Consider the following 24,799-nt stretch of genomic DNA (forward strand, 5'->3'; position numbering starts at 1 on the left):
ACATGACGGACACCGCTGACATTCGCCTGCCGCCAACGATCCGGCAGAGCGGAAGCTGAACCTCTCGCTTTCCGTGGTATCGCTGCGTCTGCGGCAGCTCGAAAAGAAAGTGGGCACGCGACTCGTCGACCGGACCGCGTGTCCAGCTTCACTGAGGATGGCGCATCGCATGCGAGCGGCGCGGAGTTGATCGCGCAGTTCAACGGCCTGCTCTCCAACCTGATAGAGCCATTTACCGTCAACGGTGCTAAAAAAGAGAGGTCCCGGCCGATCGCATCAGAATACTGATCGAGAAAAGTTTGGGAAACGCCGGCGTAACACCGGCGTGACTCTAGAAGGCACTCTTTATAACTCCCCCATCGGCCCGCAATGCAGCTCCCGTCGTTGCCGACGAAAGCGGACTGGCGATGTAGGCCACGAGGGACGCAATTTCCTGCGGCGAACCAAATCGCTTGATGAGCGATGTGGGACGGACCTTCTCGAAGAACTCCTTTTCGAACACTTCAAACGATTTGCCGTCGGCCCTGGCAAGGGCCTCCACGAACTCGCCCACGCCGCGCGATTTCGTCGGCCCCGGCAGTACGCTATTGACTGTAATGCCGGTGCCGGCAACGGCTTCGGCAAGCCCGCGCGAGACCGCAAGCTGCGCGGTTTTCGTCATCCCGTAGTGGATCATTTCGGCTGGAATCTGCACCCCGCTCTCGCTCGAAATGAAAATGATGCGCCCCCAGTTTGCACGCCTCATCGCAGGCAGAAACAGGCGAGCGAGGCGTACTCCACTCAAGACGTTGACGTCGAAGAAACGCAACCAGTCCGCGTCGGGGATCTCCTCAAACGGCTTAGGCTCGAAGATACCGAGGTTGTTGATCAGGATTTCCACACCCGGGTAGCGTCTTGCGAGTTCGTCGGCCGACGCGGCTGTACTAAGGTCGCCCGCAAAGCCATGTACATCGCTGCCCGTCTCCGCTTTCAGTTGCGCGACCACGTCATCCACTGATGACTGAGAGCGGCCATTCACGATCACACGAGCGCCCTCCTGCGCCAAAGTACTGGCGATAGCGAGGCCGATGCCGGCGGTGCTGCCGCTCACCAGTGCGAGTTTGCCTTTCAGATTCAGGTCCATGAGTAATCTCCTTTCCGTGGATGACGTAGAACTGGCGGCATCAGCGCTTGCACGTCGGATGCCGCCAGAGCGGGGTCACGTCCGTGTGATGGACGCGCCACCATCGACCAGTGAAGCCGTACCGGTCACGAATGACGAGTCGTCCGACGCGAGATACAGCACCGACCGCGCAAGTTCTTCTGGCTTTGCAACCCGCTTGAGCGCATGCAGCCCCGTCACGAACGCCTGCGATTCGTTGGTGTCGTTCATGCCGCGATACATCTCCGTGTCGACCGCACCCGGCAACACTGCGTTGACGCGCACGCCTTGCGCGCCGTACTCGGCAGCGAGTGCCTGCGTCAAGCCGATCAGTCCCGCCTTGCTCGCCGCGTAGGCCGCGGTGCCAGGAAACGCGAACGAGTAACCGACGAATGTCGACGTGAAGATGATCGATCCACCGCCTTGCTTCAGCATTTCGGGAATCTGGTGTTTCGCGCCCAGGAAGGCACTCGTCAGATTGGTCGCCAGCGCGGCGTTCCAGCCTGCTTCGGAAATACCGGTGGTCGGACCCATCTCGCCGAGCGTACCGGCGTTGTTGTAGGCAATGTCCAACCGGCCGAAGCGGCTCACTGCGAGCGCGACCAGCGCCTTCGCGAAGTCCTCAGATTGCACGTCGCCCGCCAGATACGCGGCTTCGCCGCCTTCGCTAACGATCTCCGCAGCGAGCGTTTCAAGTTCCGCCGCGCGGCGCGCCGCAATGACCACCTTGGCGCCTTCCTTCGCGAACAGCTTTGCAGTAGCACGGCCAATTCCTGCACTGGCACCTGTCACGATGGCGACTTTTCCTGTCAAGCGTTGCATTTTCAATCTCCTGATGCACCTGGTCGGCCAGTGCCCTATGCGTTGGCCCGTGGAAACAATATAGGCTTCAGTTCTGATTGCAGAAAGGCATAAAACATGGTCCTATCGTTCAGCTTTTGTGAATGATTTGAGGCATACATGGATCGCCTTCGCGCCTTCGAGGTTTTCGTGACGGTGGTGAGCCGTGGCGGCTTTACGCGCGCCGCGGATGCCCTCGGCACGTCGCCCGCCAATGTCACCCGCTATGTGAATGAACTGGAGGCGCATCTGGGCACGCGTTTGCTGAATCGCTCGTCGCGCACGCTTTCTCTTACCGAGGGTGGCGAGACGCTTTACGCCCGCTGCAAATCCATCCTCGACGATGTCGCCGAGACCGAGGGGCTGGTGTCATCCGCATCGGTCGAACCGCGCGGACGGCTGCGCATCAATGCCCCCGTGAGCTTTGGCATTTTGTATCTGGCGCCACTATGGCCCGAGTTCATGTGGAAATACCCCGGAATCGAACTCGACGTTGGACTGATCGACCGCGTCGTCGATATCGTCGATGAAGGCTACGATCTCGCCATTCGCATCTCACGCGCGGGTTCGACTAGTCATGCAGCCCGCAAGCTGGCGACATCGCAAAACATTCTGTGTGCGTCGCCGACCTATCTGGCTCGCTTCGGACTTCCGACAGCCCCAGCGGAATTGGTCGAGCACCGCTGTATCGGGTACACGTATGCGGCCACCGGCGATGACTGGCAATTGACCGACGCTCGCGGCAAGTCTCACTCGGTGAAGGTCGACTGTCACATGCATACCAATAACGGTGATACGGCGCGCGCAGCAGCGCTCGCCGGGCAAGGCGTGATCTGGCAACCCACTTTCCTGATCGGCAACGATCTAAGCGAGGGCAAGCTCGTTCAAGTGTTACCTGAGTATCGCCTGCCTGATATCGACATACTCGCGCTGTACCCGAGCCGTCGACACCTGAGTGCCAGAGTACGCGTGATGATCGATTTCCTGGTCGATGCTTTCGGCGGGGTGCCTCCGTGGGATCGGAATGATGCAAGTTGAACAGACGTCGCGCCAGGAATGAGTTGAAGGCGGAGTCAGAACGCGCACCCAATGGGCTTGGATGACCAGGTTCAGGCCATAATTAACCTGTCCGTGCTTTGAGGAGCGGATATCAAGAGAACGGTTCCAGCCAGTCTTTGTCTACGATCCGCGAGTGCCTGGAAAGGCCAATGACCCTCCAGACACAAAATCCTCGCGAAGGTCCGTTGTCTCGGTGCCGGCGACGTTCGACTGTCTATGCAACAGCGCTCGCCGACGTCCGTGTCTGGCCGCACTGAAACCGTCACAACAGCGTATGCGCCCATTCACGATACAGCAGCGCGCTGGCCCGTCGTCGCAGGCCACCGCGCTTACGATCCGCAGAATGAAAGGTCGTGTGTCAGTACGGGAAGCAATTGATTCCGGTTCGTGGGCTAGTGCCCGGTAAGCAGGACGTTTGCAATGACACCCGTCGCGATGGCGGCGAGTACATAGTCCCCGTTCACGCCTACCCACTGATATCCGCGCGGCGGCGGTTGCAGGCCGTGCCCGCGCCAGTCGTCTACGACGTAATTACGATCCCGGTACTCTGCCGGAAGCCGCTCACCCTTGTGCCAGTCATTGTGAGGAACGGGGCCGCCCGGCCCCCCCATCGATGCGTCGCGTGGCGCAGGCCCTCGACCATGTCCATGCTGAACGTCGTGCCCCGGGTTTGGTCTGTCGTGCGAAGGCTGCCCGCCGCCGTGATTTTCGTCGTGTTGCTGCGCAAAAGCGGCAACGGATGTGCCGAGTAACGAAATGATCAAAAACGGGAGGACGATTGTCGACTTCATGGCTTTACCTCTGAAAAAATGACAGTTTGACGTGCGAGGGTCTGTCTGCCTCGAAGCACGTGCTGCATCTTGAAGGTTTGGCTACGCGACGTGGATTGCCCATCGACGTTCGCAACGTCTGCGCTGGCCAATAATGTCACAAGAATGCCTGTCCGCCAAAACCCTCCAGTCCGCACGAACAACAACTCTGGAGTGGCCACAGCGACTCACGATGCCCGCAACTCACGTACTCCCTTACCTATCCGCCGCCGCAGCAACGTTCGCAAAGTGTGGCCGTCCGCATACCCGACCTGCTCAGCAATGCGATCAACGGTGAGCTTGCTCGTCTTGAGCAGATGAACGGCGCGCTCCACCCGCAGATCCTGAATGTACTCGACGGGCGTTTTACCAAGCACCCCATTCAGACGTCGCGTCAACGTCCGCGTGGTGGTCGCCAATGCCTCCGCGGCGACGTCGAGCGCGATTGCCGTGTCGAGGTGTTCACGCACCCAGCGGTCGAACCGCTCGACGAGCGGGTCCGAATGGGAGAGGTGATCGGAGATTGCATAGGCAGACTGCGATAGTCGCGAATCGAATACGAGGTACCTGGCCACGAGCGCCGCAAGCTCAGGGCTGTTGTTGCGGATCAACCAGAGTGCAAGGTCGAGGTGGCTCAGGGCCGCCCCTGCCGTTAGCGCGCTGCCGCTGGGAACGACAATCCGGTGCGCATCCAGGTGCACGTTCGGATAGCGCTGCCGGAACAGCGGTGAGAGCCACCAGGTGGTCGTGGCTTCGCCACCGTCGAGCAAGCCGCTTTCAGCCAGCACGAACGTACCCGTACAGGCGGCTGCAACGCGGGCGCCGCCACTGCTCCAGGCGCGCAAAGCACCTAGTGCGTCGACCACATCGTCCCGACCGAGCACAGGCACAAGCTCCTCGGCCGTCGTGCGGTTGAGCGCCGGTAAGACGACCCAATCCGGCGCAGGGGCGTCGGTCATATCGCGGACGGGCACTTGCATCCCAAGCGCGGTACGCACCTCGGGCCGCATCCCCACCACGGTGATGTCGAAGCCCGCTGTTGCCATCCCCGTCGCGCACGCAAGGCTGTTGGCCATCGTCAAGCTATCGAGCACGGTGGTGAGACCCGTATCGAACACCCCCTCGAGCACGAGGACAAAAATTCGCATGGCGGAATTGATACCAAAATTGTCGATTGAGACAGTATTCCCCTGCGCACTCTGTTTGTACAGTGTCACTCACCGCATGAGCCCCCCTCACGCGGACACTGGAGAGCGAAGATGATCAGGAACGCGTTATTTGTCCGACTTGAAGCTAAACCGGGAAAGGAGCAGGCGGTAGCAGACTTTCTTGCCGCCGGCCTTGAAATGGCAGGCCGGGAGGCGGCCACGCCGATCTGGTTTGCCCTCAAGCTGTCGCCGACAACGTTCGGCGTCTTCGACGCCTTCGCCAATGAAGAGGATCGTCAGGCACACCTGCACGGAAGTATTGCCAACAGCCTGATGGCGCGCGCTGACGAGCTGCTGGTGAGCGCCCCGTCGATCGAGTCGATCGACGTCCTGGGCATGAAGAATCAGCTGGCGTGAGTCGTTCGCGCCCCGGCAGCGCACAAATCCTGCCGCCGGAAGCCTGTCTTCTGTCGACCGGAGTTAGCGCTTTAGCGCTTAATCCGGTCCCATGCAAAAGCTGTCGACCGGAGTTAGCGCTTTAGCGCTTACTCGGGTCCCATGCAAAGCTGTCGACCGGAGTTAGCGCTTTAGCGCTTAATCCGGTCCCATGCAAAGCTGTCGACCGGAGTCGGCGCTTTAGCGCTTAATCCGGTCCCATGCAAGTTGGTTGCTGCAACCGTGGCGTCCGCCAGCGTCTGGCGCTCCAATTCAATCGCATTCACATAGATGGAGTAACTCGTGTCGATTCATTACAAACTAGCTGCCTTATTCGCTGCTCTTGCGCTTTCGAGTGCATCTTTTGCGCAAACGCCTGACGTCAAACCGGAACGAATTCGTGGCGATGTCGTGTCGTTCAAAGGCGAAATTCTGACCGTACACCGGAACAGCGGCGACACCGTATCGATCGATGTCAAGCCGGACGTCGGGGTGTCGGCTTTCAAGCCCGCCAGGCTTTCCGACGCCAAAGTCGGTTCGTACGTGGGGACGCCAGCACTCACGGGCAGCGATGGAAAATTAACGGCCACTTCGATGATCGTTTTTCCTGAGGCGGCACGCGGTACGGCCGAAGGGCATTTCGCTTATGACTTCGGTCCCAACAGCACAATGACGAATGCAAACGTGGTGTCGGTTGTCACCGGCACCAGCGGCCGTGAACTGAATCTGTCATACAAGGGCGGCACCAGCACGGTGACAGTGCCGGCAAACGTGCCCGTCGTGACACCGGTTCCGGCGAGCAAAGCGGATCTGACGGCGGGGAAGAAGGTGTTCCTCGTGGTAACACCGGGTGCGAACGGTGTTTATGATGCTCACGTGCTGTTCGTCGAAAAGGATGGCTTGGTGCCGCAGTTCTAACGCATGATGTCGGTCCACTGAGGCCGCTCGCGGCGGTGAGCGGCCCCATTTGCTGCAAGCGCGGGCGGCCACGGAGCCGGCGCGATAGGGTGCTGGGGATCGCGGATGCTGCGACAGCGACTTCGAGTCGCCTCATGCCGCTGACACTACGGTCTTCTTTTCCATTCATTCAATGATCCTAATCGATTGTTTCGTTTCCGTTATTCAAGGATTCACCATGCGTTTTCCGATGATGGGCAACCTGATCAAAATCACGAGATCGCTTTGAGCCACATGACGATTCAACCCGCCTGGGTCCGCATCACGCACTGGATTAACGCGCTTGCTGTCGTATTGATGGTGACAAGCGGCTGGCAGATCTATGACGCCTCGCCGATCTTTCCAGCCTTACGGTTTCCTTCGGCTATCACATTGGGCGGCTGGCTCGGCGGGGCCTTGCAATGGCATTTTGCGATCATGTGGATGCTGGTTGTGAATTTCGTCGTCTATGTCGGGCTGAATATCGCTTCGGGACGTCTGCGCCGAAAGCTGCTGCCGATCAGCGTCAGGTCACTTGCAACCGATCTCGCCGCCGCCCTGCGTGGCACGCTCGGGCATGAGGACCTCACACGCTACAACGCGGTACAGAAACTCGCCTATCTCGCCATCATCCTCGATATCGCGTTCGTCATCCTGTCGGGACTGGCGATATGGAAGTCGGTGCAGTTCCCGCTACTGCGCACGCTGATGGGCGGATACGACAATGCGCGCGTCGTGCATTTCGCTGCAATGAGCGTGCTGGTGGCATTCTTCGTCGTGCACGTCGTCATGGTCGCGCTTGTGCAGCGCTCGCTGCTTTTGATGATTCGTGGACGGTAACCATGACTTTTCGAAAGAGGGCTGTGAAGCCCGATACGTTTCTTTCGTCTCACGCTGAATCCATCATCAAGGATGCGCGCAACGAACTGAAAAATCCGGCGCGCCGGTTGCTCGGAAAGCGAGTTCTCACGCTCGGCGGCATTGCGATGCTGTCAGGCTGCGATTTGTCCAATGACAAGTCGGTGAACACCATGCTGCGCAGAATCTCGTTCTTCAACGACGATGTGCAAGCCCTGCTGTTCAATCCGAACGAGATGGCTCCGACCTATCCGGAGTCGATGATCACACGGCCGTTTCCGTTCAACGCGTTCTACGACATCGATGATGTGCCCGAAGTCGACCCCGCTACATACCGGCTCCAGGTGGGCGGCCTCGCAAATGGCAAACGTGTCTGGACGCTCGACGAACTTCGCGCGTTGCCGCAGGAAAGCCAGATCACGCGTCATATCTGCATCGAAGGATGGAGTGCGATCGGCCGATGGGGCGGCGTGCGCTTCTCCGATTTCCTTGAACACTCGGGCGCGGACACCACGGCGAAGTATGTATCGCTGCACTGTGCGGACAACTACTGGACCAGCATCGACATGCCGACTGCGTTGCATGCACAGACCCTGCTCACACTCACGTACGATGGCGAGGTGCTGCCCCCGAAATACGGCTTCCCGATGAAGCTGCGTATGCCGACCAAGCTCGGCTACAAGAATCCGAAGCATATCGTCGCGATCAGTGTGACGAACGAATATCCCGGTGGTTACTGGGAGAACCAGGGTTACAACTGGTTCGGTGGCTCCTGAACGGCGTCAGCTCGCATCTGGCGCTGGCGGGCTGAGCGGCACGCCTGGCTTCAGCCGAGCGTCACGGGAAAGATGTACGAGATGTCGCGAGTCTTCTTCGTCGCCTCCGCGTCCGGCTCGAGGCCCCGCTGGCTGCAATAGTCATTGTCGAAGGTGCTGATCTTCCCGCGTGCGGCAAGGCGCGAGAGCGCTTGACGCCAGGTGTGGATCGTCCCCGCGAAGACGGACTCGATGTCGGTGCGCGTCCGATTGTTGAGCTGCCCCCAATGAATCGCCGCACCGAGTTGGGCCGCCGCCGCTTCAAACGCATTGAGCACTTGCATCTCGCTGTCGAGCCCGCTTAGCGTAGACATCTCGATGCAAACGGTGTGCGGCCATTGCTCGATCGCTAGAAGCGCTTCCGACTTTCCGCAATACCGCAGTGAGATATAGCCGCCGTAGAGGATGTTCTGAGAGGCGAAGTTGTCGATCAATCCGAAAACAGTCGTCACATAAGTGATATAGGTCGGCTCGTCGGCGTTGAAGGCGACTTCGAGAGAACGGGCTTTATAGCAATTGGCCTGGTAATCGTACGTATCCATCACCTTGTAGCTCAAGTCGGCGATGGTATGGGGCGACAGGTTCCCACTCAAGAGTCCATTGACCGTGTCCTTGGCGACGCCCAGCAATCCGAACTTCGTCAACAGGTTGGTTACCGTGGCGATATAGTCGCCAATCGTAATCGACGGCACCAGCAGCGGCGCCAGCGCGATGCTGATCGCAATCGCGGCAGCGTCCGCCGCGGCGGCTGCTGCTATGGCGATCTCGCCCGCGATCGGGACCAGCGCGAGCCCGGCCGCCAGCGCGTCGGCCGCCGCGGCGATGGCGTTGGCCGCGGCAATGATGCCGAGGACGACGAGGGACTTCTCCAGCGGCTGCAATCGGCAGGCGACCGAGAATAAATCGTTCTTGTTCGGATCGGGATTGAGCGGCGCGTCGTGCGGCTGCCACGAACGCGTGGTCACAAAACAGTCGTGGTCCCCCGAAGAGTTCGTATAGGGCAGTATGACCACCTGGAGAAAGTAATGGTTGGCTCTCAGATCGCCGATCGTCCCCGAGCCGCCGGGAGCGCCCAACATGACATTGGAGCTGACATTGTTCCAGCCGGCCTGGTATCGGTTCTCGTTCAGGACGAACTGGTCGACGACCTGAATCACCATCGAATAGATGACGCCCATTCGACCCATCGAGACGAGCACACCATTAAAGACGTCGTCGTTGGAGATGATCTTGCCCGCGACGCAAGGCATCGTCTGGGCGAGCTGGTTGGTATCGACGATAGCCTGCAGGCCGCCTCGCTGAATGAAGTACTCGGCGCCTCCCGGGGCGACGAGATGAATGCCCACCACCATGTCGGGTAGCGGCGGATTGTTCACGTCGCCGCCGTGCGTGCTCGTCGAGATGGCGCCAGCAATCGATTGTCCGCCGCTGCCGCCCAGCGTGGGCACGGCAAATCCGAATCCGCGAGACGTCCCGTTAATGAACTTCAGGCTGTCGAGTGTTTCGCAGAGCGTGTGGACTTTGATGCCGGCTTCGACGTGAACGAGCTTCAGACCTCGAGCAGAGCCCGTGAGCGCCTGAAAGACGGGATCGCCCGATGATGGGTCACCGGCGTCTGCGCTCGCCGTTGCGCCCATAGCATTGCTCAGGATTCGATTGAGCGAATCGGTTCGTATCAGAAATCCCGGTTCACTGCCGCTCCCCGAGGAAAAGCCGCGCGTGGAAAAGTTGTCGTTGAAGGACCATCCACTGCCAACGGCATGAACCGACAGATTCCGCTGCTCGGCCTGCCTTACGATCGCGACCAGCTCGTCGACGCTGCCCGGTTGAAAGATGTTTGTCGGGTTGATTTGAATGTCACCCGACCAGTTCGTAAAGCTCGTATCCGGGAGTGGATTGCCGGTCCCGGCGGCTCGATTGCAGATCATCTCGATCCTCTCAGCAAAGGAATGGGTCCGGCGTAAACCGTGTTTCCCGGGAAGCGAGCCGCGCTGAAACGCCAGCCAGTCGCTCAGCCCGCATTGAGCCAGAGCGAGTAGCAGTATGCGGGTCCGTAGATGGGATTTCCGTCCTGATCTCTGGAGATAACGGGCTGCGGCCAATCGACGTCGGCGAGCACCTGGTCGCCGGTGTTGATCGCGGCCAGCGCGGTCGCGAGCACGGTATTGGTGAGGCCGTCGGCGACCAGAAACGTGAAGTTCGAAAACGTATTGTCCAGCGCCGTCAGGGTGATCACCACGAGCCCCGAGGGATGGTTCGAAGGGTCGTCGCGCGGATCCAGGAAATTGGACAGAAAGTTGCCGGACGTGGGGCCGACAGAGTTGACGACCGAGGTGCGCTGGATGCTCATTTTCGTCTCAACCAAGGATAAGAGATTCAAGCCACATGTAACGGAGCGCTCGTGACCGCACCCGAAATCAGCTCGGCTGCATCCATAGAACGACGTCGTGGTTCAGTTTTTTTATCTCTCTTTGAACCGGTTTTGCGTACGGGTTTCGTTGCCTGTCGCCGGGACCTGTCGTTCAGAACCTGATGGCGCCGGTGGCCGGTCATCTTCTTCCAGCCACGGATCTCATCTCGGGTTCGAAAGCAGCCGGGGCAGAGCCCGGTTCTGCCGTCGAAGGCGGACACATCGATGCACGGCGACTTGACCGCCATCGCTCTGGCCACAACTCTGGGGCGCCGTGCTTTCTGCAAGCACATACATGCTCTGACCGCTCTTCTGCAAGCCCTATACCACGTCAATAGAGGGGCGGACGCCACGTGATGAACTGGCATCCGAAACGAATTATTCACACAAATGCGGCTGCCGCGACCTAGTGTGTTTCTGTAGTGGATCTCTCGGCGGGCGGCGGCAAGCGTTGGTTTTGCTGCTGGGGCAAGTCGTTTTCGCACATGGATCATCACCGCGCGAGAGTCATGGTGCCGGTGACGTACTGCCGGCAGTGCAAAGGCGTTTTACCCTTTTTCGCGAGGCACGGAATGAAATCCATTTTCAGACGCCTATCCCGTTTCGTTTCCCAGGGTATCGCAGGCAGCGGCGTCATCGCGCTCACGTGCGCAATCGGTCCAGGCGCCCAGGCGCAGGTGCTCGGCCCGCTCGTCCAGGTGGCCGCGGGCGATCCATTCAGCGGATGCACTGCCGACGATGTGCACGCGCAGGAGACCGCATTCGGGAGCGTCCTTTATCCAGCCACGTCAATCGAGCCCTGGGTGGCAGCCGATCCGACCGACACGCGTCGTCTCCTTGTCGGTCACCAGCAGGACCGCTGGACCGACGGTGGCGCACGCGGGACCATCGGCGTCGTCTCAAACAATGCGGGCGGCGCCTGGGCCGATACGATCCCGTTCGGCGTTACCAATTGCACCGGGGGTAAATTCCGTCGCTCCTCGGACCCCTGGGTAGACTTTGCGAGGGACGGAACGGCCTTCTTCTTCTCCCTGGTGGTGGACCCCGCGAAGCCGACGACACCGTTTGGGACACGAAGAAGCGGGATGATCGTCAGCCGCTCCGTCGACCACGCCGCGACGTGGCAAGCTCCAGTTACGCTGATCAACAACAGCACGCAGGACGTGCTAAATGACAAGAACTCGCTCACCGCCGATCCGACCGCGAACGGTTTAGTCTATGCGGTGTGGGATCAGCTACGCATCTTCCCGGCAACCACCGCCGGCGCCCAGTTGCTCGCGCAAGACGACGGTGTCGCAATCGCGCGCAAATTGCTTAAATCTACGGCGGGCGCGTCGTTGGTGTGCGCGCCGGTTACGAAGTCGCCGTGCAAGGCCGCCAGTGCCCAGGCCGTCACGTTTAATACTGTCGGACCGACGTTCTTCTCCCGATCCCTTGACAATGGCGTGACCTGGAGCACGGCCGCTCCGATCTATCAGCCCGGCACGAACAACCAGACGATCGACAACATCGTGCAGGTGCTGCCTGATGGCACCGTGCTCGATTTCTTCACCGCGATCGGTGTCACGGCAACAGGTCTCGACATCGGCTATATAAGGTCCACGGATAAGGGCGGGAGTTGGAGCGGGCCAGCGTTCGCCAGCGACATTCAAGTGGTCGGGGTGGTCACTCCGGACACTGGTCAGCCGGTACGCGATGCCTCCATTCTCTACAGTGTCGCTGTGAACCGGGTGACGGGGGCGATCTATCTCGCCTGGCAGGACGATCGCTTTTCGACAGCCACCTGCACCACGCCCACAGGGTCAATCCCTGTCGACGGAATCTATTTCAGCAAGTCGGATGACCGCGGGGCCACCTGGTCAGCGCCGGTGATGATCAACAAGACGCCGGCGAATGCCACGAACCCGTGCCGGCAGCAGGCTTTCATCCCTGCGGTGGTGGCGACGGGCGACGGCAATGCAATCGTGGTGACCTACTACGACTTTCGTCACGACACGAACACACCTGCCAGCTTCGAGGGCGCTGATTATTTCGCGCTCTTCTGCTCTACCGCCACCGACTGCGCAAACCCCGCCAACTGGGTCCATGAGAAGCGGCTGACCACAACCTCGTTCAACATACTGAACGCTCCAGTAGCGGGTGGCCATTTCCTCGGCGATTACATGGGCCTGGCTGCTAGCGGACCCGATAACGTGTACCCGGTATTCGGTATAGCCACAGGTCCCAATGTGACGGCCGAATTCACCCGCAAAATCACCTTGCCGTGAGCGCAAACGGCGGCGACTGGAGGTCGCCGCCCAGACCAGTCCTGTCCGGGCGCGGAGCAGTCCTCCGCCCCGGTTAAAGGGGCGGTCTTCCCGCGGAATTCTCTCGGGCGCCACCGATCACTATCTGATCTTTCCACCACAAAGCCCACCGGGCACAGACTGCAACCGCGATCCGTTCTTCACCCGACATTCATCGGCAACAGCACCATCTGCCTGCCTTGCAGATGCAGGCGCGTCTGTATCTCGACCGGCGTTTGATTGTGCAGCCACGCAGTCAGGAAACTGACCCGCTTGAATATCAGCTTGCTGGCGAAGCAAACGCTGTTCGGAAACTCGTCCATCGTGGTCTCGGCAAGCTTCATGAACTCGCCCACTGGATGCGTTCCGAAAGCGATGCGGTAATCCGCCGCCATCCCGTGCCGGCGGCAGTGCGCCACGTAGTACTCGAGCGCTGCCGAGATGGTTTTCCGCAACCGCTCAAGGTGCTCCGCGCCTTCGTAACTTTGTGCGTCGACTTCTCCGACCGCGAGAAAGATCACATTCTTGAAGTGCCCTGGGAAGAGCCGGTTCACCCACAGCAGCGCATGCATGCTCGCGCCGCGGTGCTTGCCAACCAGCAGGATGGCCGCAGGCTGCAATGGGTCCGGCTTGCCGGGGGCGGTCGCCTCGTCGACTTCCGGCGGCGACCCGGCAAAGAGTGCATCCTCCTTCGCAAGCTGGGTACGCGTATCGTCGTAGTGTTGTTTGATGAGGAAGCACAGCGCAACGACTGCGCTCGTCACCAGCACCGTCAGCCAGCCACCCTCGGTGAATTTCTCGACCAGCGTGATGACCAGCACGGTGCTCGTCACCGACAGACCAAGCGCAGACAACGCGAAGTGCCGCAGCCAGTTTTCGCCATCATGGCGGTGCCGCCACCAGTACGTGCACATGCCAAGCAGTGACAGGCTGAACGTCAGAAACACGTTGATGCTGTACAGAACCACAAGAATCGAAACGTCGCCGCGTGTCCACAGCAGGATCAAAAGGCTCGCGACGCCCATCACGACGATGCCGTTCTGCCTGACGAGCCGCGTCGACAGGTCGCGAAAATGGCGCGGCACCCACGAATCGGTGGCCATGTTCGACAACACGGCGGGACCGTCGAGAAAGCCGGTTTGCGCGCCGACGAGCAGCAGCCCGGCCTCGAAGGCCAGTACCGCCGCGAGCAAGCCGTGCCGCGCAAGCGCCGAGCCAAGCCCGAGGTGATCGATCACACTGCCGAACACGACTGCGTTGAGCGTCTGGCCCTCCACCGGTTGTGCGTGCCACAGCATGTAGAGCAGGATGATGCCGCCCGCCGTGAAGGCGAGCGACGACGCCATGTAGAACATCGTGATCTTGCCGTTCGGCACGCGCGGCTCTGCCAGCATGTTGACATTGTTCGACACCGCTTCAAGGCCGGTATAGGTGCCGCCGCCCAGCGAGAACGCGCGCATCAGCAGCGCGATGACCACGAGTGGTCCGAGGGCATGCGACATGCTGCGCGCGTCGCCGATCGCGCCTGGTACGACGGCGCCCAGATGATCGCCGTGAGCGGCCACGCCATAAACGATGAGGACGAGATGCAGCACGACGAAGCCAAGGAAAATCGGCAGCAGGACGAGTATCGATTCCCTCATGCCGCGAAAGTTAAGCCCGGTCATCAGCACAATCAACGTGAGTTCGGTGGCAAGCTTGAACGCCTGCGCGCTAACGGGCAGCAAGCTGAAAAACGCGTCGACACCGCTTGCGAGCGACGTCGCAACCGTCAGCACATAGTCGACGAGAAGTGCTGCGCCTGACACAAGGCCTGGGCGTGGACCGAGCAGTGCGGTCGCGACGCGGTACCCGCCACCGCCGGTCGGAAAAAGCTCGATGACCTGGTTGTAGCCGATCGCGATGATGAAGACCGTTGCAGCGGTCGCCACGGCGAGAAACAGTGCGAGAGACGTGTGTTGGCCGAGTGCCAGGAACGCTTCTTCCGGGCCATAGCATGAAGATGACAGGCCATCCGCGCCGAGGCCGACCCAGGCCAGCAGCGGCGTCACGGCGATCGCGTGGCGGGTGCGGGGGTCCAGAGGATCGAGCGGCTTGCCGACGATTAACTGCCACATCCTGGCGAGACCGGCCATGGTGTCTCCTGGCAAATCAACCTGCGGTAATGTCGTCGCGAGTGGCGGCGTCGAGGCTCCGTAGCCTCGGCGAAGCACGTGTACGGGGTGGCCGTCGACATCCTTCCAGTTGCAATGTAGGGCAGTTCCGTACCGTATGCCAGTCGGCGTTACCCGGGCGGGGTGAAGCCGACGGTTTGAAAGGAAATCCACTACTGCCTCCGGCATACCTGCGCCGGAGCGGCGAACCGGCAGCGCAGTCGCTCCTGCCGGCACAACGGCAACCCGGGCGGCCAATAGCGACACCCATAAGCCGACCGAAAACAAGGCGCGTCACAGACCCGCTATGGACTTTGGACTTCGCTCACGCCAACCAGTCGATAGCCCACGCCCGTCTCGGTGACGATGTGCTCGGGCCTCGCCGGATCGCGTTCGAGCTTCTGGCGCAGGTGCACCATGTAGGTTCGCAGATAGTGGTAGTTGTCCGCACGCAGCGGCCCCCATACCTCCTGAAAGAGCTGGTGATGCGTCAGGAGCTGCCCTTGATGGCGCGCGAGTGCCGACAGCAAGCGGAATTCGATCGGACTGAGATGAATGATCTGGCTGTCGCGGACCACCTTGCGCTCACCGAGATCAACTGTCACTTCGCCGAAATGAATCCGGGCGCCCCAGGACCGGCCACCGGAAGTTTGCCGGCGCAGGTGCGCGCGAATACGTGCCACGAGTTCCGCCATCCCGAACGGCTTGGTCAGGTAGTCGTCGGCGCCGGCGTCCAGCGCGGCAACCTTGTCTTGTTCCCCGCTTCGCGCCGACAGCACGATCACCGGCATGTCGGACCATGCCCGCAATTCCCGGATCACGTCGATACCCTCCCTGTCCGGCAAGCTGAGATCGACGATCACGAGATCGGCCCGGCGCGTTGCTGCTTCAGCCAGTCCCTGTGTCCCGGTCCCCGTATCGAAGACCGTCATGCCAGCCGTTTCCAGCGAAACATGCACGAAACGGCGAATGTATCGGTCGCCGTCAATCAGAACAACGATTGTGTTCGACTGGGTCATGACGTTGTTGCTGACTGCCTCCGTTCGTCGCTATATAGCCCTCGCGAAACGCTTTGGTTCAATCGATCGGCACACCGGATGACCGAATGAATGAGGCGCGGGCGCCTCGACCGATCTTCCGCCAGACGTTCTGACCATGAGGTTCGCGCGGCTTGCGTCACACCCAGCCAAACGCGGCCAGCACCATGTCGATCAGCTTGATGCCGATGAACGGCACGATGATCCCGCCGAGGCCGTAAATCAGCAGATTGCGGCGCAACAGGATCGCCGCGCCCAGCGGCCGGTAGCGCACACCCTTTAGCGCGAGCGGAATCAGCGCCACGATGATCAGCGCGTTGAAGATCACCGCCGACATGATCGCGGACGCCGGCGTCGCGAGATGCATCACGTTGAGCGTATTCAGCACCGGATAGGTGGTCGCGAACGCGGCCGGGATGATCGCGAAATACTTGGCGACGTCGTTGGCGATCGAGAACGTCGTGAGCGAGCCGCGCGTCATCAGCATCTGCTTGCCGATCTCGACGATCTCGATCAGCTTCGTCGGGTTCGAATCGAGGTCCACCATGTTGCCGGCTTCCTTCGCCGCCTGCGTGCCGGTGTTCATCGCCACGGCGACGTCGGCCTGCGCCAGCGCGGGGGCGTCGTTGGTGCCGTCGCCCGTCATCGCCACGAGGCGCCCTTCGGCCTGGTGCGCGCGGATCGTCGAGAGCTTCGCTTCCGGCGTGGCTTCGGCGAGGAAGTCGTCGACGCCCGCTTCGGCCGCGATGGCCGCGGCGGTCAGCCGGTTGTCGCCGGTCACCATCACGGTCTTGATGCCCATCTTGCGTAACTCGGCAAAGCGCTCCTTGATGCCGCCCTTCACGACATCCTTCAGTTCGATCACGCCGAGCACGCGCGCGTTGCCCTCGCCTTTTTCCGCCACCACGAGCGGCGTACTGCCGCGCCGGGCGATTTCCGTCACCGCGTTGTTCATCTCGGCAGGGAAACGGCCGCCGTGCGCCTCGACGTAGTGCCGGACTGCGTCGGCCGCGCCCTTGCGGATTTCACGTCCCGGCGCCCCGGAGGACGTCCCCGTGGGCGACAGATCGACGCCGCTCATGCGCGTCTGCGCGCTGAACGCGAGGAACACCGGATGCAACGTCGCCATGTCGCGCTGACGGATGTTGAAACGCTGCTTGGCCAGCACGACGATGCTGCGGCCTTCCGGCGTTTCATCGGAGAGCGACGACAGTTGCGCGGCGTCGGCCAGCGCTTCCTCGGTCACGCCTGGCGCCGGCACGAAGAGCGACGCCTGACGGTTGCCGAGCGTGATCGTGCCGGTCTTGTCGAGCAGCAGCACGTCGACGTCGCCGGCCGCTTCGACGGCGCGGCCCGAGGTCGCGATCACGTTGGCCTGCATCATGCGGCTCATGCCGGCCACGCCGATCGCCGACAGCAGGCCGCCGATCGTCGTCGGAATCAGGCAGACGAGCAGTGCCACGAGTGCGGTGATCGTCACCACATGCCCGGCTTTCGCCGCTTCGACGGAGAAAATCGAGAACGGCAGCAGCGTGGCCGTGGCGAGCAGCATCACGATCGTCAGCGCGACGAGCAGGATCGTCAGCGCGATCTCGTTCGGCGTCTTCTGACGCTTCGCGCCTTCGACCATCGCGATCATCCGGTCGAGGAAGGCCTCGCCCGGATTCGCCGTGACGCGCACGACGATCCAGTCCGACAGCACGCGCGTGCCGCCCGTCACCGACGAGAAGTCGCCGCCCGACTCGCGGATCACCGGCGCGGATTCGCCGGTGATGGCCGATTCGTCGACCAACGCGACGCCTTCGACCACTTCGCCGTCGGCCGGAATCACGTCGCCGGTCTCGACCAGCACGATGTCGCCGCGGCGCAGATCACTCGCTTCCATAACTCGAACCGGTGCCTTCGGATGCGTGCCGTTCAGCTTCTTTGCCACCACGTTGTGCCTTGCGCCGCGCAGCGATTCCGCCTGGGCCTTCGAACGGCCTTCGGCAAGTGCCTCGGCGAAGTTGGCGAAGAGCACCGTGAACCACAGCCACAGCGTGACTGCGAGAATGAAGCCCGCCGGTGCCTCGGCCTGCCCCTTGAGCGCGGCGATCCAGAGGATCGTCGTCAGGATGCTGCCGACGTACACGCAAAACATCACCGGGTTGCGCAACTGGGTGCGCGGCGTGAGCTTCCTGAACGAATCGACGACTGCGGGCTTGACGATCGCCGGATCGAACATCGAATGAGCCGCAGTGCGTGCCTGACCGAGATTGCCCGGCTGATGAACCGGCGGCTGGGTAGTGGAAGACATGCTTGCCTCGAAATCAACGCGCCAGGGTCGTCACGCGATACAGACGACCCTCGCAAACGATACGATCAGGCCGGCGCACCAAAACGCCGGCGCAACGCCAGATTCACTTCGAGCACATTCACTAGTGGCTCGCCGACCAGCCCGCCAAACGGCGCGTGTGCCGACTGCTGCAACAGCGTGCCAATTTCGCTGCGCACCTGTGCCGGATCCCGCTTCGTATCCTTCGCCCACGCAGCCGCCACCCGATCGAGCTGGTACGTGGCGTTTGCGAGCGTAATGTCGGGATCGAGGCCGGAACCGGACGTCGTAACGAAATCGCCCGGAACGTCCTGTAACGCGACACCCGGATGATCCTGCCGCCACATGTCGAAGAAGATCGACTGCACGTCTGCACCGTCCTTCACCGGCTCGATCGTCGTGATGCTTTTGCCATTGCTATCCGTATGCGTCACGCCCGACGGAAACTGCCCAGGATGCTCCGCGGAGAAAGTCTCGAAGAACACCACGGCCAGATCGGCGGCCTTCGGATTCGGCGTGGCCGGATTGGCGGCAATCCATTTTTTTACGACTGCGGGATGCTGCTTCGCCCAGTCGTCCACGTACTTCCCGTGTGAAGGGTCCGCACTCACCCACGCCTGCGCGAGCCCGTTATGAGCGTCCGCCCATTGCGCAACGATATGCGGTTGGCCACCTGCGCGGTCCGCCTGGAACCAGCGCTCGACATCGGGCGCCACCAGTTGTCCGGCCTGCGGCCCGCTGGCATAGCGTGCAATCGGCCCGAGCAGCCGTGCAACACGGTCGCGCAACAGATAGTTCGACGCAGCGAGCGTTGACGAACCGGATGCCGACGCGTCATACGAAACCGCCGACGGACGTGCCTGAAAATACTCGTCCTTTGTGAACGGCTGCGCGATCAGCAGTGAACCCACCGGCTTGCCGTCCGGCCCGTCGACGATACTGCCGTTCGCCTGGAACGGAAACGCAGTCTGGCCGATCACCCAAAGCACGGCCGGATATACACCGCAGACAAGCACGGTTATGAGTCCCAGCAGCCAGAGACTTTTCGACAGATGGCGCAGCATGACTTGCTCCTTCCCGCACGATCGTTAAGCGACCCTCAGGCGACCAGATGCAACCCGACCATGAACAGGTCGATCAGCTTGATCCCGGCGAACGGCACGATGACACCGCCAAGCCCCCAGACCAGGAGATTGCGACGCAACAACGCGTCGGCGCCCAATGCCCGGTACTTGACCCCCTTGAGCGCGATCGGAATCAGCAGCGGAATGATGATCGCGTTGAAAATCACCGCCGACAGGATCGCCGAGGTTGGCGAATGCAGATGCATCACGTCCATTGCGCCGAGCCAGGGCAGCGTGCCGGCAAAGAGCGCGGGCACGATCGCAAAGTATTTCGCCACGTCGTTCGCAATCGAGAACGTAGTCAGTGCGCCCCGCGTCATCAGCAGTTGCTTGCCGATCTCGATCACCTCGATGAGCTTGGTCGGATCGCTATCGAGGTCGACCATGTTGCCGGCTTCCTTCGCGGCCTGGGTGCCCGAATTCATCGCGAGTCCAACGTCGGCCTGAGCGAGCGCTGGCGCATCGTTGGTGCCGTCGCCCATCATCGCAACGAGTTTGCCTTCGGCCTGCTCGCGGCGAAGATACGCGAGCTTGGCTTCCGGGGTTGCCTCGGCGATGAAATGATCGACCCCCGCAAGCCGGGCAAGCGTCGCGGCGGTCAATGCATTGTCGCCGGTGACCATCACCGTATAGAGACCCATCTTGCGCAAGTGCTGGATGCGTTCGCGGATGCCGGGCTTCAGGATGTCCTCGAGCACCACGACACCGACGATCTCATTGCCGTTCGCGACAACGAGCGGCGTCGCGCCCAGTTCGCCCGTGTGCCTCAGAATCGGCTCGAGCCCATACGGCACCTCGCCGCCGTGCTGCTGCACCCAGGCGATCACTGCGTCTGGTGCGCCTTTGCGTATCATCCGCCCGTCCGATAGATCGATGCCGCTCATGCGGCTTTGCGCGCTGAACTGGATTACCTTTGCTTCGCTGGGCACGCCGGAAACCGATGAGTACGGCGCAAGCGGCGACATAACCGCCGCAATGCTCTTTCCTTCGGGCGTCTGGTCGCCCGCCGAGGCGAGCGCCGCGAGACGTTTCAGCTCACCCTCGTCGTACGCGCCGACTGGCATGAATCCCGTCGCGCGGCGGTTGCCGATCGTGATGGTGCCGGTCTTGTCGAGCACGACCGTGTCGATGTCGCCCGCGACCTCGACGGCCTTGCCACTCTTCGCGATGATGTTGGCGCGCAGCGCGCGGTCCATCCCCGCAATACCGATCGCGGCGAGCAGCGCCCCGATCGTGGTGGGGATCAGGCAGACGAGGAGCGCGACGAGCGTGGGCACGTCAGTACCGAGACTATGGAGCGGCTCGGATAGCCCAAGATAGCTCGTCATGTACTGTTCCGCGTTGAGCGCCATCGGCCACAGCGGCACGACGACGATCAGGAAGATCAGCGTAAATGCCGACAGCACGAGCGTCAGCGCGATCTCGTTCGGCGTGCGCTGGCGCACCGCGCCCTCGACGAGCGCGATCATCCGGTCGAGGAAGGTCTCGCCCGGCTCCGCCGATACCCGCACGATAATCTCGTCGGACAGCACGGTGGTTCCGCCCGTCACACCCGAGCGGTCGCCGCCCGCGTCGCGGATGACAGGCGCGGACTCGCCGGTAATCGCGGATTCGTCGACGGACGCGGTGCCTTCGATGATCTCGCCATCGCTCGGAATCACCTCCCCTGCTCCTACGATCACAAGATCGCCGCGTTGCAGCCTGATCGACGACACCGTCTCGCGCGAGCCGTCGGCATGCAGGCGGTATGCGATAGTGTCACGCCGCGCGCGACGCAGCGCATCGGCTTGCGCCTTGCCGCGCTCTTCCGCGATCGCCGTGGCGAAATTCGCAAATATGACGGTCAGGAAAAGCCATACGTCGAGCGCAATGAAGTAGGTCAGCGGCGCCTGGCTGTGCGCGGCGCCAAGCGCCATCTGGATGATGAAAACAAGCGTCAGCACGGCGCCAATCTCGACCACGAACATCACGGGGTTCTTCCACTGGATGTCCGGCCGCAACGCAACCACTGACTGTCGCAGCGCGGCGCGCACCAGCGCTGATGCAAAGAGCCCCTGCTGCGGAGACTGGCGCGGCGGCCGGGGACCGGCCGCCATGCCGGGTGCCGGTCCGTGCGCGACTTTTGCGGTTTCCATGATGGAGTTCCTCAATCCAATGAACCTGAAGGGCTTGCGTGTATTGCAGCCGGTGCGTCATCCGCCGAATGGAATCGGCCCCAGGTGTTCCGCTAGCGGCCCGAGTGCGGCGACAGGCAGGAACAGCAGCGCACCGACGATCAGGATCGTGCCGAGCAACAGGAAGCCAAATGTCACCGTGTTATCGCGCATCGTCCCGAGCGTGGCGGGCGCAGTCTTCTTGCGGCCGAGATACGCAGCCATCGCGATCGGCGCGATGATCGGCAGATAGCGCGAGAACAGCATCACGAGCCCGGTTGCCGTATCCCATTGCACTGCGGTGGGCGCCGGATTCGGATTGCTGGCGAGTCCATAGGTCGTGCCAAGTCCATCGAATGCCGAGCCGTTATTCGCGGACGCCGACGAGAACTGATACGTGATCTCGGAGAAGCCATGCGCGCCGGGATTGTTTTCGGCTTTCGTGCCCCAATCGCTGGCGGAGAACAGGCCACTCGGACCGAGGATCAGGATCGGATGCACCAGCAGCGCGATCATCGCCAGCTTCATTTCACGCGCGCCGACCTTGCGTCCCAGATACTCCGGCGTGCGGCCCACCATCTGCCCCGCAAGGAAAACGCCGACGATCAGGAACAGCAGCAGGTTGATCATCCCGACGCCCTTGCCGCCGAATACGCAGTTCAGCCACATGCCGATGAACGGAGACAGGCCAGCCAGCGGGTTAAGGCTGTCGTGCTCCGCGTTGACCGCCCCGCACGTGACGTCGGTTGTGATCGCGGCGAACGTCGCACCTGCGGAGGTGCCGAACCGCAACTCCTTGCCTTCCAGATTGCCGAGATGCTGATCGACGGGCAATGCGGCGAGCGGCGCAATAGTTAGCGTTCGATGCGCGCCGGCCAGCTCATAGCTACGTGAGACTGGTTGCGCCGCAAACGCGGGATTCGGTTTGAGCGTGTCCCAGTAGACCGCCCAGACGATCAGGCCAATCATCATCGACAACATCACGCTGTAGATCACCACCGCATGCCGCAGACGGCCGAGCATGCGTCCGTACATCAGCACCAGCGAGAATGGGAACACCATCATCGCAAGCGTCGTGACGAAGTTCGAGCCGGCACTCGGGTTTTCATACGGGTGTGCCGAATTCATGCCATAGAAGCCGCCGCCGTTCGTGCCAAGCATCTTGATCGGGATCACCGCTGCGACCGGGCCGACCACCAGCGTCTGCCGTTTCGGCTGGCCGTTGTCGGCGGTGCCCATCGCAGCGGGCTCGAGCGTCGTCACCTGCTGGTCGCTCGCATAGGTCATCGGCATACCTTGCTGAATGAAGATCACGCCGACGATCAGCGCGATCGGCACGAACATGTAGACGACCACCCGCCACATGTCGACGAAGAAATTGCCGATCAGTTGCTCGCCACGCAGTGCGCGGATGATCGCCGTCAACGCACATAGCCCGACAGATGCCGACAGGAACATGTTCGGCAGGATGAAGAAGATCTGGCTGAAGTTCGAGAAGTGCTGGTCGCCTGAATAGTGCTGCAGGTTCGTATTGGTCATGAAGGAAATGACCGTGTTGAAGATCGTCGACGGGGCAAGCATGCCGCGGCCAAGAGGGTTGAGCGGCATCACCGGCTGAAGCGACAGCACGACGAAGCCGAACACGAACAGGACCGCATTGAAGACGATCAGCGCGACGGTGTACTGTTTCCAGTCCTGCGGACCGCTGTCCAGCTTCGACTCGAACCAGCGCAGTGGCCCGGGCGCCCGGTAGCGGCCGTCGAGAATCCACGCCATGTAGCGGCTAAGCGGAATAGAGATGGCGATTGCCACCACCAGAATCAGGATCGGTAGAGTCCACATGAGCTTCCCCCTTCCACGCGGAAGGACAGCAGAGTGCGTCGGGTTGTTTAGAACCACTCGGGGCGAACGAGCGCGACGAACAGATAGACGAAGGTCAACGCAGAAATCGCGGCGGCGAGCCAGGCCATGACGGTCTCCTCAGATCCTTTCGCATGCGTCGACGAACGCAAGGCACAGTGCAAGGCTGCCCAATCCGAGCACGAACATGAGCGGCAGCCAGATCATCCAGTTCATGACGATCCCCAGTTTTCGACAGACGACACGGCGCCGCGCCAGCGTGTGGCCGGTGGCGCCGAAACCTGCTATTGAGGTCTGGTTAAGGTATAGGGCGCAGCGGATAAAAATGTCGTAAATCCGGAAGAGGATGGCGACCTGATTGGTGTAAACGGGGCGCTTTTATCGGTCCCCCGAGGACACAGAACAAATTGTGCAGGTTGACTGCGGACTGTCCGAAGCAATGGCTCGTGATCCTGCGTATCGAGCTGGATCCTGCAGTGGCCGGCGCGTAGCCTCCATCAAGCTGTTAAGCGGGGACGGTGACGGCTTCTACCATGCCAACTCCGCGCACCCGTATTAAAATCCGACACCGCTGACCAATTTCCTGCAGATGCTCGCCATCCTGCTGATTCCGGCGGGACGCTGCCATGCGGTCGGCGTGATGGTCGGCGATCGCCGCCAGGGATGGGCCCTGCTCGCGGCGATGACCGTCATGTTCATCGTGATGGCTGCGATAACGATCCGCGCGGAGCAAGCCTTTAGCGCCCGGCTTCGTCGAGTGCCTCATAGCCGACGAACAGTTTGCGCACGGCCTGTGCGTCCACACACGCGTGGAGCAACTCGCGGAAGTGATGATCGCAGAAGCGCTGCGCCACCTCAGCCAGCAGTTGCAAATGCGTGCTGTTAGTCCATATCGGGACCAGTAGCACGACGACGTCACTTGCCGGCTTGCCGTCGGGCGCATCAAACGGAATGGCCGTGGTCGGGCGCACATACAGCGCCAATGCCCGACGCAGCCCCTTGATCTGGCCGTGGGGAACGGCGACCCCCTGCCCCAGCCCGGTCGAACCCAACGCTTCGCGCGCCGCGAGGCCCGCTCACCGCAGCCTTGGGCAGATAGAGCGATAACCTCACCCGGCCGGTTCCGTGCAGCGGAGCGAGCCGGATGGTCCAGGGCTGGCCACGGCAGTCACGAATCAGCGCCTGGCGTAGTGGCGTGGCATGTTGCGCGTCGAGCGTGACGTGCATCATCACATTGCGGCCCGACTCGAGAAGTGGTCGGCCGCAGGCCGGGCCCTTGCCTAATCCGAGGCGAGCCCGCAGGCCCGCGAAAGCGTGCGTCATATCGCCCCCGTCGTCCGCTACCTGCTTTCAGGTTACCCAAATTGGCGTTAAGTTCGCGTAAAAAATGCGGCTTCGTAAAAGGGAAGTGTGGCCCGCGAC

Annotated in this window: 22 protein-coding genes and 2 pseudogenes; 9 read left to right on the forward strand and 15 right to left on the reverse strand. The window is 61.6% G+C overall.

Features of this window, described 5'->3' with window-relative positions:
• The first annotated feature begins 73 nt into the window (after positions 1-73).
• Both P3T23_RS33125 and P3T23_RS33130 read left to right on the forward strand, forming a co-directional pair.
• The gene (locus P3T23_RS33125; RefSeq protein ID WP_429320291.1) at positions 74-190 is read left to right on the forward strand and encodes a hypothetical protein; all 117 of its coding nucleotides are present in this window, start codon (positions 74-76) and stop codon (positions 188-190) included.
• Positions 139-288 (forward strand): hypothetical protein, encoded by a 150-nt coding sequence (locus P3T23_RS33130; RefSeq protein ID WP_429320364.1) that lies wholly within the window; start codon positions 139-141, stop codon positions 286-288. Before P3T23_RS33125 ends, P3T23_RS33130 begins: the two co-directional genes overlap by 52 nt.
• 43 nt (positions 289-331) lie before the next feature.
• Here the strand turns inward: P3T23_RS33130 and P3T23_RS33135 are convergent, their stop codons facing one another.
• Together P3T23_RS33135 and P3T23_RS33140 are read right to left on the reverse strand one after the other, a co-directional pair.
• Positions 332-1,123 carry an SDR family NAD(P)-dependent oxidoreductase gene (locus tag P3T23_RS33135; protein WP_429320292.1) on the reverse strand — a complete coding sequence of 264 codons (792 nt, stop codon included), beginning with the start codon at positions 1,121-1,123 and terminating at the stop codon, positions 332-334.
• A gap of 75 nt (positions 1,124-1,198) precedes the next feature.
• Entirely contained in the window at positions 1,199-1,963 is a 765-nt protein-coding gene (locus tag P3T23_RS33140; RefSeq protein WP_429320293.1) for an SDR family oxidoreductase, read from the reverse strand.
• 138 nt (positions 1,964-2,101) lie between these two features.
• Here P3T23_RS33140 and P3T23_RS33145 point away from each other — a divergent pair, with 138 nt between their 5' ends.
• Complete coding sequence (locus P3T23_RS33145) at positions 2,102-3,019, forward strand: LysR family transcriptional regulator (RefSeq protein WP_429320294.1); 918 nt, start codon at positions 2,102-2,104, stop codon at positions 3,017-3,019.
• Between the two features lie 413 nt (positions 3,020-3,432).
• Here P3T23_RS33145 and P3T23_RS33150 read toward each other — a convergent pair whose 3' ends face one another.
• Together P3T23_RS33150 and P3T23_RS33155 are read right to left on the reverse strand one after the other, a co-directional pair.
• Complete coding sequence (locus P3T23_RS33150) at positions 3,433-3,831, reverse strand: RcnB family protein (RefSeq protein ID WP_429320295.1); 399 nt, start codon at positions 3,829-3,831, stop codon at positions 3,433-3,435.
• A gap of 206 nt (positions 3,832-4,037) precedes the next feature.
• The gene (locus P3T23_RS33155) at positions 4,038-4,997 is read right to left on the reverse strand and encodes a GlxA family transcriptional regulator (protein WP_429320296.1); all 960 of its coding nucleotides are present in this window, start codon (positions 4,995-4,997) and stop codon (positions 4,038-4,040) included.
• 111 nt (positions 4,998-5,108) lie between these two features.
• Between P3T23_RS33155 and P3T23_RS33160 the strand changes: the two genes are divergently transcribed.
• The 4 genes from P3T23_RS33160 to P3T23_RS33175 all read left to right on the forward strand — a co-directional run bounded on the left by P3T23_RS33160 (position 5,109) and on the right by P3T23_RS33175 (position 8,002).
• On the forward strand, positions 5,109-5,414 hold the full coding sequence (locus P3T23_RS33160) for a putative quinol monooxygenase (protein ID WP_429320297.1): 306 nt from the start codon (positions 5,109-5,111) through the stop codon (positions 5,412-5,414).
• Positions 5,415-5,735: 321 nt separating this feature from the next.
• Positions 5,736-6,350, forward strand: coding sequence for a hypothetical protein (locus P3T23_RS33165; protein WP_429320298.1), 615 nt, complete (start codon positions 5,736-5,738; stop codon positions 6,348-6,350).
• Positions 6,351-6,623: 273 nt separating this feature from the next.
• A complete protein-coding gene (locus P3T23_RS33170) occupies positions 6,624-7,208 on the forward strand; it encodes a cytochrome b/b6 domain-containing protein (protein WP_429320299.1) in 585 nt (194 codons plus the stop codon).
• Positions 7,209-7,210: 2 nt separating this feature from the next.
• Entirely contained in the window at positions 7,211-8,002 is a 792-nt protein-coding gene (locus P3T23_RS33175; protein ID WP_429320300.1) for a molybdopterin-dependent oxidoreductase, read from the forward strand.
• 50 nt (positions 8,003-8,052) lie between these two features.
• On the opposite strand, the gene P3T23_RS33180 is transcribed toward P3T23_RS33175, so the two are convergent.
• The 3 genes and pseudogenes from P3T23_RS33180 to P3T23_RS33190 all read right to left on the reverse strand — a co-directional run.
• Complete coding sequence (locus tag P3T23_RS33180; RefSeq protein WP_429320301.1) at positions 8,053-10,143, reverse strand: hypothetical protein; 2,091 nt, start codon at positions 10,141-10,143, stop codon at positions 8,053-8,055.
• Positions 10,053-10,391 (reverse strand): hypothetical protein, encoded by a 339-nt coding sequence (locus P3T23_RS33185; RefSeq protein WP_429320302.1) that lies wholly within the window; start codon positions 10,389-10,391, stop codon positions 10,053-10,055. The genes P3T23_RS33180 and P3T23_RS33185 overlap by 91 nt, the downstream gene beginning before the upstream one ends.
• 149 nt (positions 10,392-10,540) lie before the next feature.
• Positions 10,541-10,699: pseudogene (locus P3T23_RS33190) on the reverse strand (DUF1289 domain-containing protein); the annotation flags it as partial.
• Between the two features lie 324 nt (positions 10,700-11,023).
• Here P3T23_RS33190 and P3T23_RS33195 point away from each other — a divergent pair.
• Entirely contained in the window at positions 11,024-12,718 is a 1,695-nt protein-coding gene (locus P3T23_RS33195; protein WP_429320303.1) for an exo-alpha-sialidase, read from the forward strand.
• Between the two features lie 179 nt (positions 12,719-12,897).
• Here P3T23_RS33195 and P3T23_RS33200 read toward each other — a convergent pair whose 3' ends face one another.
• The 7 genes from P3T23_RS33200 to kdpF form a co-directional block, all read right to left on the reverse strand.
• Positions 12,898-14,871, reverse strand: coding sequence for an APC family permease (locus tag P3T23_RS33200; protein ID WP_429320304.1), 1,974 nt, complete (start codon positions 14,869-14,871; stop codon positions 12,898-12,900).
• Positions 14,872-15,194: 323 nt separating this feature from the next.
• The gene (locus tag P3T23_RS33205; RefSeq protein ID WP_429320305.1) at positions 15,195-15,908 is read right to left on the reverse strand and encodes a response regulator; all 714 of its coding nucleotides are present in this window, start codon (positions 15,906-15,908) and stop codon (positions 15,195-15,197) included.
• 157 nt (positions 15,909-16,065) lie between these two features.
• The gene (gene kdpB, locus P3T23_RS33210; protein WP_429320356.1) at positions 16,066-18,150 is read right to left on the reverse strand and encodes a potassium-transporting ATPase subunit KdpB; all 2,085 of its coding nucleotides are present in this window, start codon (positions 18,148-18,150) and stop codon (positions 16,066-16,068) included.
• 137 nt (positions 18,151-18,287) lie between these two features.
• Positions 18,288-19,304, reverse strand: coding sequence for a potassium-transporting ATPase subunit C (locus tag P3T23_RS33215; RefSeq protein ID WP_429320306.1), 1,017 nt, complete (start codon positions 19,302-19,304; stop codon positions 18,288-18,290).
• A gap of 35 nt (positions 19,305-19,339) precedes the next feature.
• Complete coding sequence (kdpB, locus tag P3T23_RS33220) at positions 19,340-21,460, reverse strand: potassium-transporting ATPase subunit KdpB (protein ID WP_429320357.1); 2,121 nt, start codon at positions 21,458-21,460, stop codon at positions 19,340-19,342.
• A gap of 96 nt (positions 21,461-21,556) precedes the next feature.
• On the reverse strand, positions 21,557-23,359 hold the full coding sequence (gene kdpA, locus P3T23_RS33225; protein WP_429320307.1) for a potassium-transporting ATPase subunit KdpA: 1,803 nt from the start codon (positions 23,357-23,359) through the stop codon (positions 21,557-21,559).
• A gap of 47 nt (positions 23,360-23,406) precedes the next feature.
• The gene (gene kdpF / locus P3T23_RS33230) at positions 23,407-23,487 is read right to left on the reverse strand and encodes a K(+)-transporting ATPase subunit F (protein ID WP_429320358.1); all 81 of its coding nucleotides are present in this window, start codon (positions 23,485-23,487) and stop codon (positions 23,407-23,409) included.
• A 383-nt stretch (positions 23,488-23,870) separates the two neighbouring features.
• Between kdpF and P3T23_RS33235 the strand changes: the two are divergent.
• Positions 23,871-24,113: pseudogene (locus tag P3T23_RS33235) on the forward strand (potassium-transporting ATPase subunit KdpA); the annotation flags it as partial.
• A gap of 1 nt (position 24,114) precedes the next feature.
• On the opposite strand, the gene P3T23_RS33240 reads toward P3T23_RS33235, so the two are convergent.
• Positions 24,115-24,429 carry a PTS sugar transporter subunit IIA gene (locus tag P3T23_RS33240; protein WP_429320308.1) on the reverse strand — a complete coding sequence of 105 codons (315 nt, stop codon included), beginning with the start codon at positions 24,427-24,429 and terminating at the stop codon, positions 24,115-24,117.
• Between the last annotated feature and the right edge of the window lie 370 nt (positions 24,430-24,799).

The organism is Paraburkholderia sp. GAS448, from assembly GCF_050435685.1.
In the GTDB taxonomy this organism is placed as follows: Bacteria; Pseudomonadota; Gammaproteobacteria; order Burkholderiales; family Burkholderiaceae; genus Paraburkholderia.